The organism is Alcanivorax sp. HI0083, from assembly GCF_001635175.1.
In genome coordinates this window covers 1-1,614 of record NZ_LWFX01000899.1, presented here as the reverse complement: position 1 = coordinate 1,614, position 1,614 = coordinate 1, and the positions used below count along the sequence as shown (strand labels likewise).

General features: G+C 55.9%; 3 protein-coding genes. 2 read left to right on the top strand and 1 reads right to left on the bottom strand.

Going from position 1 to position 1,614, the window contains the following annotated elements; genetic code table 11:
* The coding region (locus A3754_RS27610) for a hypothetical protein (RefSeq protein WP_063519386.1) at positions 1–760 on the top strand (760 nt) is incomplete at its 5' end.
* A gap of 57 nt (positions 761–817) precedes the next feature.
* On the opposite strand, the gene A3754_RS28525 is transcribed toward A3754_RS27610, so the two are convergent.
* Positions 818–1,315: a sensor histidine kinase gene (locus A3754_RS28525; RefSeq protein ID WP_231880562.1), complete on the bottom strand. Its 498-nt coding sequence runs from the start codon at positions 1,313–1,315 to the stop codon at positions 818–820.
* On the opposite strand from A3754_RS28525, the gene A3754_RS28520 reads away from it, so the two are divergent.
* A partial coding sequence (locus tag A3754_RS28520; protein ID WP_231880561.1) for a hypothetical protein occupies positions 1,301–1,614 on the top strand: 314 nt, incomplete at its 3' end. The genes A3754_RS28525 and A3754_RS28520 overlap by 15 nt on opposite strands.

Here is a 1,614-nt window from a genome sequence, read left to right as displayed (position 1 = left end):
AGAGCAGCAACTGGGTGATGCCGGATTTCAGGTAGTTCCCCACCAAATCCTGAAGGCGAATTCTCACTACCAGGCAATGCATGCTGAAGGCCGGGAAAGCCCCTTCGAATACAAGGGGGCAGGCGGCACCCGTTATCTGGTCATGGGCCGCGAGGGAGAAACCATTTCTGATCCTCGTTACATCGGCACGGCAAGCGGTTTTGGGCAAGCGTTCAAGGCTGCAGCGGGCAGTTCCGCCCAGCAACATGAAGGTCGCCTGATCAAGGATCTTGGACTCACTGGTGTGAACATCAATATCCTGATCGACTTTGCCAAGCTGGAGTCGGATGGCCATAAAAGTTTTGCCGGGCTTTCCAACAAGGACTCCGCCAAGGTGGATGCCACGATTCAGCTAACCGCTCGTGGAGATGTTCGCTTCCAGCCGGTGGCACAGCAAAAATGCTGGAGTCGTTTTGGCAAGGAAGAGTGCATGATCAAGACAAATCATATGCCAGTATTCAGCACCAGCAATGCACTGGCTACGCCCAACGCGTTCTACAGCAGCATCGAGGATGTCACCACGACAACCGACAAGCTGACCTCCGGATTGACCAAGACGCTTGGTTTCTTGGGCGCTATGGGAGGAACCTCCAATTCAACGGCCAGGGATATTACCCGCTACCAGGTTAATCTGATTCCTGCTTCCTATGACGCAGAAACACAGAGTTTGGCGCAAGGGCTGGTCGGCATGGTTGCCGTGAAAGCGGCAGCCTCTCGCTGATCTTGGGGGGAAGAAATAACGGGCCGCATTACGGCCCGTTATTTTGCGACGGTCGTATTATGCCATGGTGCTGGAAAGCGGAACCTCCAGCGTCACTTGCCAGCGATCATCGGACTTGCTGTATTGGCACCACCCGCCCAGCTTGCGTGCCCGGCCATCCATGATATCCAGGCCCCGGACGGTCCCCTCGGGGGGCTCAGCGAGCAGTCCGTCATTCTCAACCACCAGCGTCAGGGTAGAGCCTGGGCTATCCACGGTGACAGACAGAACGGTGGTTGAGGCATGCTTGAGTGCATTTGTCACTGCTTCGCGCAGAATGCGTGTCAGCTCACTGAACTCGCTGGCACCAAGGACAGTGGCGTTGGGTCGGGCCTGCCATACCAGTTGGGCACCGTGGTCTTCACAGCGCTGCTGGGTTTCTTCATGCCATTGAAGTATGGCCGCTTCCAGGGAGAGTGATTCGCCCTCCATGTCTTTAAGAAGATCACGCAAGTCATGAATAGCTTCGCGCACCAGCGGCTTGGTAGTGTCGGAGGAGCGATGCAACAACTGCAACAGCTTTGCGCCCAGATCATCATGCATATCCCGGCGTATCCGCAGTCGTTCCTCTTTGGCTCCTTTGGCATGGGCAATCCTGGCTTGGGTGACCAGCTGATGCAGAGACAATACAAGGCCGGCAATATGGATGTCCTGTCGATTGAAGATGCGGCCACCCTGTTGGGCGTGCTGCAGCTTCCAGGTGCGTTGCTCCAGGGGAGCTGGAACGATCAGGGTTTGCCCTTTGTCAGGGATGCTGATGTGTGCATTGACTGTAGCAAGCGCTTCTATGGAAAGGGGTTGGAATACCGCTCTCA